Genomic DNA, 8,726 nt, shown 5'->3' on the forward strand with positions numbered 1-8,726 from the left:
GTGCCTAGAAACTACAGCCGCACAGAGAGCAGAGTTAACCGAGCGTGCTTGGACTTGGAATGACATTGCTACGTATCCCACACTTGTGTAGGGCATGACCGATTTTTCCGTCCTCAACAGATTTTTGCAACACAACCCTTTTGATAAGCCTTGGGTGTCACCCCTGTCATTTGACGGAAGACTTTTGTTAGATGAGTTTGATTTGCAAAGCCGCAATCTAGAGCAATGGTGCTAATTGCAATCGATTGCTGTTCCAGTAATTGCTTGGCTCGTTCTACACGTTGTTGCCTCAAATACTGATAGGGCGCAATTCCCACTGATTGCTTGAAGGATCGGCTAAAGTGGGATTCGCTCATGCTGGTCAGGGTCGCTAAATCCAAAATCGATAAATCTTGTGTCAAATTCGCCTTCATGTAATCAATGACTCGCTCCAACTGCGATCGGGATAAACCGTTGGCTTTGAACTCAAGCGAAGGTTTGCTGACTGCATAGTTCTGCACCAAACGAGCGGCAAGTGCTGTTCTCAATGACTCGCCATACAACCTGCCAGACATACAACCCGTTTGGATTTCCGTCTTGAGCGCGAGGGCTAATTGCTGGATTACCGGATCGTCGATCGAAAACTGTGGAATCAGTTCTATTTCACGCTGCATCAATTCCTGAGCGGTTTGATTCAGCAATGTTGGACAAATCGCAATCACCGAAAATTCAACTTCCCGATCCCAATTTGTCCAACGACTTAGAAATGCTGGGATAACATCTACACGACCGTTGCCGTGGACATAGTGTTTAAATTTGCCGTCCAAACGACGCTCTGCCTGAAAGCAACTTTTGGGGTCTGCGATCGCCAGTGAATGTTGTAGAAGGCAATGCTCCACCGTTTCATGGGGAGGATGGCAGTAGTGGATGAAGTTTAACCCTTTCCACCCTGTATGATAGCTAGCGAGTAGGGGTGCTTGTGGAAGCACTCGCGCTACTTCCTGCTGGTTTGTAAAATCAAATGTGGAGGTTGTATGATTCACCATAGGCTTTACCCAGTTAAGATTTCACATCCCAAGCAGGATTGGGATAATTTTAGCAGAATTGGATGAGACGGCACGTTACGGCTACGCCTACTGTAGGGGTGTCCACAAAAGGCGATCGTACCAAGCATCCCATCATGAAAGCAGCACGTTTATTGAGCCTAACTTGATTCAAGACATGGAAGTCTGCCCACTTTCATCGTCCGGACTCGATACCTAACAACGCCCATGCACACCGACCGTTGAGAGTCGATCGGTATGCTACAAAGGCGATCTGCGGCAGGTGATGGGCAACGTTGGGCTGCTTTCTTGTTTTAATGACATTCGTATTGGATGGTGAACAATTATGAGTTCAAATCAGCAGTTTCTGCAAAATTTATACGAAGCCTTCAACAAAGGCGAGATTGAAACAATCATCTCGGTGATGCACCCAGACGTGAAATGGGCGAATGGGGTGGAAGGCGGTTTCGTTTATGGACGCGACGCGGTGCGCGAATACTGGACTAATCAATATAAGGTTATTCAAGTGCAGCTTGAAACCTTAAAATTCGAGACGGATGAGAACAATCGAAATGTCGTTACCGCTCATCAAATCGTTAAAGATTTGCAAGGCAATTTGCTCGCGAATGCAACAATTCAGCAAATTTTTACTATTGAGAATAGTTTGATTAGTCTTTATGAAATTGACGAAACCGAAACAATCCAAGAGATGATTCAAAAGACGAGAATTCCCAATGAGTAATTGGGAAGGCAGTTATAATTCGAGCCGTTACTTTTACCGATCGCAATGAAGAGGGGTTAGTAACTTCGGTCAGATTCTGTATAGACATTTCAACACTGCCTTGCCAGAACGTGCTAAAAAACGGTTACAATTCTTTGCAATATAACCAATTGTAAGAGTGGCACTAGGTCAAATAAAATAAGCTCGATGCCGGAAACAAAATTTGTGATACAAAACCTTGTTAGCCTGCTCGAACTCAGGCAACGAGCAACTAAAACTCTGGTGCTGTCCAGTCGGCAATTGAGTTGGAATGGCATCTTGGTTGAACAGTGTCAATATTCTCCAACTCCAAATGAAGCTAAAAGTCCTGCCCTATCCGAGCATCGGCTCATCTTACCCCTAGGGCAACCCGCCCCTTTGATCCAGAAACGTGACAATCGCGTTTCTGAATCAATCCTGCAAAAGGGAGACAGCATCTTTGTTCCTGCTGGATATCCGAGTTCCTGGCGAAGCCCCAGAAGGGATACCAACCGCCCTAAACAGCAGCAGTTGCATATATGGTTAAAACCGGAGTCGATCGAACAAGCCGCCCAAGCATCCGAAATTGATAGAGACCGACTTGAACTCGTGAACTGTTTCGGTCAGCAAGATTTACAGCTTCATCATATTGCGATGCTACTGTTAGCCGAGTTGCAGTCAGGTGGCATCATGGGGCAATTATATGTCGAATCATTGACTCAAGTGTTAGTCATTCATTTGCTGCGACACTATTCTACCTTCACGCAGCCCATCACTTTTGAAGACAGAAGCTTATCTCCTACTCGGTTGCAGCAAGCGATCGAATATATTCACACTCACCTGGAGCGAGATTTATCACTAATTGAAATTGCCCAAGTTATTAATGTCAGCCCGACTTACTTTGCCAGCTTATTCAAACGCGCTACAGGGATTTCGCCGCACCAGTATGTAGTTCAACAGCGAGTGGAACGGGCGAAATTGCTACTGTCGAAAACGGATTTAGCGATCGCAGACATTGCCTTACAAGTGGGATTTTCTAACCAAAGCCACTTGACACGACACTTTAAACGCCTAACTGGAGTGACACCAAAGCAAGCACGCTAAAACCATAAGAATGTGACAAATTATTGTAAGAATCTGCAAGAAGTTGAGCGTTGGAACTCATTACATTCTATATAGATAGAACCAGGAGAATCCGATGCAGCCAACACTAAATCTAGAGCAGCAGACGACTGCTCAAGTACTTACTGAGCTTTTGTCACTTATGGGCAAGCTCGATCAAACCTGAATATACCTGATTGCCGTAGATATAGTCTACTCAACGCCTCGACGAACGCATCATCTGTTTTAAGTCACGGGTTCGAGAGTGCATAGCGGCAATACCACCAAACACTGAGCAAAATGACTTCTGGAAGAAAGTCCCGCTACTTGAACAGAGATGGGGTAGATGTGGGAAGCAAATTTGTAACGACGAGTTTTCCTATCCTACCATCTCTTGCACTTTTTGCGACAGAGCCATAGTTGGGAGTATCATCATCGGGTCTACAGACAAGCTTGATTTGTGAAGAAATTTTACGACAACTGAATACTTTGCATAAAAGGAAAGGTAGAAGCAGGAGATATATTTAGTACCTCACAATCGTCTTGGTAAGTTGCAAAGCTCGTACCTCAATCAAGTATGGGATAAACAGCTTGCTAAGTCCCAAGTTCCGAAATGAGATCTGGACATTGATGCAGCCCCTAGTTTCATTTTTTGACGCACCGCTAAAACAAATCCGATCGAGAATAGCAGTTCACATTCGCAGATTGCATATCAAAGAGGTGAAATATGAAACTCATGTATCGTGGCATGACATACGAGCATCATCCTTCTAAAGCTGACGGTCGCCCATTCGTTCAAGTTAGCGAACCTGGAGCAGCTCATAACCTCAGTTATCGTGGCGTGACCTATCGCATCGCTCCTCAAACCGAATCTACTCAAGTACCTGCAAAACTAGTAGGTCAGAAATTGATTTATCGAGGCATCACCTACTACAAGTTGATTTATCAAGGCAGCACCTTCTCAGTCAATAGAAATGTCTGAGCAGGTAGGGTACTAAGTAGGGCGCGATCAATACCAGCCCCAATCAAAGCATCCACATGATTTCTCTATAACTCTGTTTGGGAATAGGAACTAAATCAGACAAGGAATATGAATTACAACTCAACTCCACTAGCTGTTGTGAGCGAGCGAGAACTTGTAGCTACTGAATCCTTTTTTGGAGATGATTCCAATAGATTTGCACCAGAAGAAGCAGTTTTAGGAGAAATTTTAGCGCCACTCTCCCCAGAAGAACAACGCGATCGCCATCTGTTAGAGTTGAAAGTAAGGCAGGGATTCTATCAAACAGGTAAAGCACTTGCCCAAATACGGGATCGGTGGCTGTATCGCTCTACGCACAGAACATTTGAAGCTTACTCTCAAGATCGGTTTGGCTTTTCTCGTCGTTGCAGCGATTATTTGATTGCTGCTGCCTGTGTGATAGAAAATTTGCAGCAAATGAGAACGATTCATTCTCAAGAGCGGTCAAATGAACCAGAGCGGTTGAATCAAAATAATGTCAGCACGCTCCAGGCTCAAATTTTGCCGACTAAGTTGGAGCAAGTTAAGCCTTTAACCAGCATAAAGACTGCCCAAGAGCAGTGGCAGGTATGGAACCAAGCCATAGAAGCAGCCAATGGTAAAGTCCCTTCTGGTCGGATTGTCAACGAGATTGTCGCGCAGCTCAAACAAAAGCCCCTCGTGTTAGCTCCAGACGATTGGCACGTCGGTGATGTTTTCACCTTGGTTGGACTTGAAGGTAAGGAGAGGAAATATAATGGCTGCTCTTGCATCGCCACAGAGCTGACAGACTCGACGGTAACTATTGAGGTACACGATGCCACTCTGAGTGTGAAACTAGAAAACTTGAACGAGATTGCTTCGTCGGATGACAAACGACAGTTGCCACAGACTTTGAGACGAGTGAGGCGATTACGAGCGGTTGAATCGCTTGACCGAGGAGCAGTCAATGTTTTAAAAGACTTAAGCAAGCGAACTAATTTAACCCCTGTAGAAGAAGGTTTGTTGTCTTGGATAGAGAATTACTACCGGGTTACTGAATAAAACAGCAAATTGTAGAAGCAGCAGTTTACTGCAAGTTTAGTGGCAAAGCAGGACGGTAGGGGAAGTATCTGGATTTTGCGATCGCGCAGCGTCTACCACGCTGGAGCATATAGGAAAATAAACCTGTCTCGCGCTTCTAAATTGTGAGTTACTTAGTTCGGGTCAAAGACAATTCGACTTACATCGGCTTACCTCAGAAATCAAAGGCAGATTGTAATGTCATCTAATCTCGTTGAATCTGTCATAAGTAATAACGAAATGGCTGAGGCACTCATTGTGCAGCGATCGCGTACGATAATCTAGATGCTGAAATGTATGTTGGCGGGCATGGTGGATACATTTGCATTCATACTGAGCAATATTGCCGAGTGACTCGCGAGAGTTTGGAAGCATTTCTGGGTCATTCCTTTGAGCTTTCACAAATGGAGCTTGCTATAGTGGCATTTGCTGGAAAAATCAGATTTGGCGATAAAGAAATTGTGTGGTATTCGGAAAACTAGGGGAGCACCAAGTCAACATAATCGAAATTCTAATTTGTCATAAACTTGGCGATCGAAGCCAGTGTATTACGTACTAACCAAACATACAATATGATAACTTCAGGCTCGATCGTACCGTCGATTAGAAATTGAAATCTCTTACTCTGCCGCTTCCTTCAGTAATTAGTACATGAGCAATGAAATCGGCGATCGCTAAAAGCAAATCTGGCGACCCGATAGACAATGCTGTGGTTGCCAATGTCAGCTATCAAATAGAGTAAATTAATAAGAATTCAGTTTTGATTAATGAAAAGCTATCTTTAAAAACGTTAAAAGTTGTAAGTATCGCTACGATTTAGACACAGAATAAGTAAGATTCTTGAGTTAAGAACTCAAGTATTTATAGCAGTTACCTTTAATTCGTGAAATTTATGTATAAGGTGGGTATTGCCCACATAAATAATACAGGAAGTCAGAAGTTAGAAGTAAAAAAATATCTGTTTTAAGTATTCCACTCAAGCTTAAGAACTACCACATAAATTTACTAAATAAAATAATCGATGAACGCAAAAATAAAAAACTTAAAGTTAAAAATCTCAATTAGTAACTCGTTAAGATGGTCTAGTAGTATTTGTGCCCTTATCGGTGGCATAATATTAGCCTCAAAAACTGACATGAGTGGGTACGGATTCATAGCCTTAGCAATAAGCTCAAGTCAAATGCTGGTAGCTAGCGTATTAACTAAAGACCAAGTAATGATTTTATATTCAGGCGCGCTCTTTGTTTTCGTCGATTGTATGGGTATTTATAGATGGTTATTAAGTTAATTGTAGAACACGGTTATTTGTCTGATGCATTAGATTCTCTAACCTTAGATCGAGCTTATCAATTAATTGGTGACGATCCTCCATCTCGGATTCCATTTTTAGTTTGGTTGTTAGAAAATCCAGATAGCCTGTTTGCTTTACCTAGAAATATTTACTTAAAAGAACACGGCTTTATCCATTTATTACTTAAACGTGGCTTTTCCTCAGACGATGAAGCCTATGTAATTGGATTCACCATGGGAAATGACTCAAAAACAAAAAGATGGCATTTACTCATTTTTCAATTGTTTTCAATTTATTTCTATCCCAAAAAATATAAAGTTAGTCGAGAGAACACGAAAGCTTTTAAACAAGGATTTCTGATGGGTAAAGAGTTTTCGACTCAAAATCTAAATAAAATTGACTTTCAATCTTATTTAGATCGAAAGCTAAGCGAAATTAGAGTAAGTTCAGATATTATTACTACAAGTTAATAAAAATAGGATTTAAAAAACTCTAAGTAAAATTTTGTACTGGAGATAGCAAATGCTGGAGACTATCAAAAGCCAAAATTCAATTATTATAAGTATCAAGTTCGTAAGTATAGCCTTTTCAATCGTGACAATTATTTCCGGCGCGATCGCTGGTATTGTCAATCCTAAAGATAAATTCACATCTCAATTGGGAGTATACACTTCACTAATTGGTACTGGATGTGGTGCAATTTTTGGCTTAGTACTTGGCAACAAATCTAGAGAGAGAAAATCACCTGCGGGTAGTCAAGAACGAGAAACTCGGGTTTTATCTAACGGCATTTGGCAAGACTGGCGAAATTTCGTGATAGTTTGTAAAGTCAAAGAAAGCGAAGAGATTACCTCTTTCTATTTAGAGCCTGAAGATCGGGGTAAAATTCCGCATTTTCAACCAGGACAATTTCTGACAATTAAATTAAATATTTCTGAACGAGATAGACATGTAATTTGTACCTATTCGCTTTCAGACTACAAGACAACTAATAAATACTATCGGCTATTAATTAAACAAGAACCGATGCCTCCCAATCTAGACGTACCAGCAGGAATTGCATCTAACTTCATGCACGATCGCATTTTTGCAGGCGATGTCATCTCGGTAAAGCCACCCAGTGGTAATTTTATTCTGGACGTTAACGATCCTCTTCCAGCCGTACTGATTAGTAATGGTGTGGGAATTGCCCACGATCGGTATGATAAAAGCTTGCAGTTTACTGTTTGTCTCCCATTTCTACATCGGACTGACGGCAGCAATTTGGTATTGCAGGTTGATATTTATTGTTGAAGCAGTATTTGAATACAAATAGGAGAATTACAAATGCAGCACCTATTAATGCTAACTCAAGCTATTGGTACAGCTTCAAACTTCCAAAGCAAGCTGACACTCGCGCTTGAGTATATATGCGAATTGACCGTTTGGGAGTATGGTGAAGTATGGATTCCCTACTCCCAAGACATTCTAGAACTTAGTCCAGCTTGGTACAGAAGTACTCGTAGAGGCAGTACCTACACTTATGCTTTAGAGCAATTTCGTTTATGTAGCGAAGAGTTTATCTTGTCTCCAGGTATTGGCTTGCCAGGACGAGTCTGGTCTTCGCAACAATCTGAGTGGATTTATGATGTCTCAAATCAGTCAGAAAAGTATTTTTTACGTAACTACATTGCTAAAGCCTTTGGCATCAAAACTGGACTTGGAGTGCCAATTTTTGTTAACCATCAACCGAGCGCGGTTCTTGCTCTTTTTTCGTTGTCAGCTAGAGCGGAAGACAAGCAATTAATTACAACGATTGAAACTATGGTAAAGCAAGTAGGTGCATTGTTGTAGAACTCGCTCTTGATGGTTTTAAATTCCGATTAAGTAAACTCAGAAAATTCAAAGGCAATTACTATAAAATTTGAAACGATTAGACGGTTGTTAATTAAGAGCAACCTGAATATAGCGTTTCTATTTGATTCATAAACATTAGCAACTTGAGGCTGTTAATAGTCAATAGTTAATTGTTCATAGCCCTTACAAGCGATGAAAGTCACTGCTTAATTCAACCTCACTTCGCGTTATGGCAAAAATCATGCTGGACAAAACAATGGGTAGAGATAGACAAGCAGCCTATTGGCGGGCGAATACAGCTTTAATTTGGAACTTGCTAATTGTCTGGGCGTTGGTATCGCTGGTGTTTAGCATTCTGCTGGTACAGCCGTTAAATACAATTCGACTGGGAAGCATCCCTTTGGGTTTTTGGATGGCACAACAAGGCTCGATCTTAACTTTCGTAGTCTTGATTTTCCTCTATGCCGTTCAAATGGACAAGCTCGATCGCAAATACGGAATAAGGAAGTGAGGTTGAGTTATGGCAGAATTTTGGACAATTTGGTTAGTTTCTCTCTCTTTCGGGTTATATATTTACATCGGTTGGCGATCGCGAGTGAAAGACAGTTCCGGCTTTTATGTCGCTGGGCAAAATGTCCCCCAGATTGCAAACGGGGCGGCGACGGCGGCAGATTG

At 41.9% G+C, this 8,726-nt stretch carries 10 protein-coding genes; 9 read left to right on the top strand and 1 reads right to left on the bottom strand.

Going from position 1 to position 8,726, the window contains the following annotated elements:
* Nucleotides 1–113: 113 nt before the first annotated feature.
* Nucleotides 114–1,025, bottom strand: coding sequence for an AraC family transcriptional regulator (locus tag H6G17_RS31360; RefSeq protein ID WP_199317164.1), 912 nt, complete (start codon nt 1,023–1,025; stop codon nt 114–116).
* A 343-nt stretch (nt 1,026–1,368) separates the two neighbouring features.
* Here H6G17_RS31360 and H6G17_RS31365 point away from each other — a divergent pair, with 343 nt between their 5' ends.
* The 9 genes from H6G17_RS31365 to H6G17_RS31405 all read left to right on the top strand — a co-directional run bounded on the left by H6G17_RS31365 (nt 1,369) and on the right by H6G17_RS31405 (nt 8,562).
* The gene (locus H6G17_RS31365; protein WP_192162512.1) at nt 1,369–1,764 is read left to right on the top strand and encodes a nuclear transport factor 2 family protein; all 396 of its coding nucleotides are present in this window, start codon (nt 1,369–1,371) and stop codon (nt 1,762–1,764) included.
* 204 nt (nt 1,765–1,968) lie between these two features.
* A complete protein-coding gene (locus H6G17_RS35045) occupies nt 1,969–2,865 on the top strand; it encodes an AraC family transcriptional regulator (RefSeq protein ID WP_192162514.1) in 897 nt (298 codons plus the stop codon).
* 724 nt (nt 2,866–3,589) lie between these two features.
* The gene (locus H6G17_RS31375; RefSeq protein ID WP_192162516.1) at nt 3,590–3,844 is read left to right on the top strand and encodes a DUF4278 domain-containing protein; all 255 of its coding nucleotides are present in this window, start codon (nt 3,590–3,592) and stop codon (nt 3,842–3,844) included.
* Nucleotides 3,845–3,952: 108 nt separating this feature from the next.
* Entirely contained in the window at nt 3,953–4,906 is a 954-nt protein-coding gene (locus H6G17_RS31380; protein WP_192162518.1) for a hypothetical protein, read from the top strand.
* 311 nt (nt 4,907–5,217) lie between these two features.
* Entirely contained in the window at nt 5,218–5,406 is a 189-nt protein-coding gene (locus H6G17_RS35050) for an MmoB/DmpM family protein (RefSeq protein ID WP_192162520.1), read from the top strand.
* 790 nt (nt 5,407–6,196) lie between these two features.
* A complete protein-coding gene (locus tag H6G17_RS31390) occupies nt 6,197–6,685 on the top strand; it encodes a hypothetical protein (RefSeq protein ID WP_192162522.1) in 489 nt (162 codons plus the stop codon).
* Nucleotides 6,686–6,809: 124 nt separating this feature from the next.
* Nucleotides 6,810–7,508 (top strand): FAD-binding oxidoreductase, encoded by a 699-nt coding sequence (locus tag H6G17_RS31395; protein WP_192162524.1) that lies wholly within the window; start codon nt 6,810–6,812, stop codon nt 7,506–7,508.
* Nucleotides 7,509–7,541: 33 nt separating this feature from the next.
* Nucleotides 7,542–8,048, top strand: a complete 507-nt coding sequence (locus tag H6G17_RS31400) for a GAF domain-containing protein (RefSeq protein WP_192162526.1) — start codon at nt 7,542–7,544, stop codon at nt 8,046–8,048.
* A gap of 259 nt (nt 8,049–8,307) precedes the next feature.
* Nucleotides 8,308–8,562, top strand: a complete 255-nt coding sequence (locus H6G17_RS31405; RefSeq protein WP_192162532.1) for a DUF4212 domain-containing protein — start codon at nt 8,308–8,310, stop codon at nt 8,560–8,562.
* Nucleotides 8,563–8,726 lie beyond the last annotated feature (164 nt).

Origin of the sequence: Chroococcidiopsis sp. [FACHB-1243] (assembly GCF_014696895.1) — a bacterium.
Classification (GTDB): Bacteria; Cyanobacteriota; Cyanobacteriia; order Cyanobacteriales; family Chroococcidiopsidaceae; genus Chroococcidiopsis.

What these genes read in the sequence shown, in the direction of transcription:
- H6G17_RS35050 (WP_192162520.1), top strand. Translation starts at nt 5,218, where the DNA reads ATGTATGTTGGCGGGCATGGTGGATACATTTGCATTCATACTGAGCAA.
- H6G17_RS31390 (WP_192162522.1), top strand. Translation starts at nt 6,197, where the DNA reads ATGGTTATTAAGTTAATTGTAGAACACGGTTATTTGTCTGATGCATTA.
- H6G17_RS31375 (WP_192162516.1), top strand. Translation starts at nt 3,590, where the DNA reads ATGAAACTCATGTATCGTGGCATGACATACGAGCATCATCCTTCTAAA.
- H6G17_RS31380 (WP_192162518.1), top strand. Translation starts at nt 3,953, where the DNA reads ATGAATTACAACTCAACTCCACTAGCTGTTGTGAGCGAGCGAGAACTT.
- H6G17_RS31365 (WP_192162512.1), top strand. Translation starts at nt 1,369, where the DNA reads ATGAGTTCAAATCAGCAGTTTCTGCAAAATTTATACGAAGCCTTCAAC.
- H6G17_RS31405 (WP_192162532.1), top strand. Translation starts at nt 8,308, where the DNA reads ATGGGTAGAGATAGACAAGCAGCCTATTGGCGGGCGAATACAGCTTTA.
- H6G17_RS31400 (WP_192162526.1), top strand. Translation starts at nt 7,542, where the DNA reads ATGCAGCACCTATTAATGCTAACTCAAGCTATTGGTACAGCTTCAAAC.
- H6G17_RS31360 (WP_199317164.1), bottom strand. Translation starts at nt 1,025, where the DNA reads ATGGTGAATCATACAACCTCCACATTTGATTTTACAAACCAGCAGGAA.